The following is a 246-nucleotide window of genomic DNA, read 5'->3' as shown; positions in this document are numbered from 1 at the left end:
CCCGGGAAGGTCAGCGTCCACCGGGCAAAGGGCGACTTGAATATCAAATGCTCGAAAGATGGCGAGCGCGACATCACCACCGCCGTCAAATCGAAGACACGCACGGGAACGATAGTTGGAAATGTCGTCCTGCTGGGCGTAGGCGCCCTGGTCCTGGATGGGGTCGACAAGGCAAATGGCTCGGCCTACGCCTATCCGGAAACCATCACCGTGTCGTTCGTAAACGGCGATGAGCCGCAGGGAATC

At 59.3% G+C, this 246-nt stretch carries 1 pseudogene; it reads left to right on the top strand.

Annotated features, from left to right (window positions below):
* Positions 1-246: pseudogene (locus tag SB816_RS34080) on the top strand (hypothetical protein); the annotation flags it as partial.

It is taken from the genome of Achromobacter sp. SIMBA_011, from assembly GCF_046535435.1.
In the GTDB taxonomy this organism is placed as follows: Bacteria; Pseudomonadota; Gammaproteobacteria; order Burkholderiales; family Burkholderiaceae_B; genus Achromobacter; species Achromobacter dolens.
Note: the sequence above shows the minus strand (reverse complement) of the source record. Positions and strands in the feature narration are given on the sequence as shown.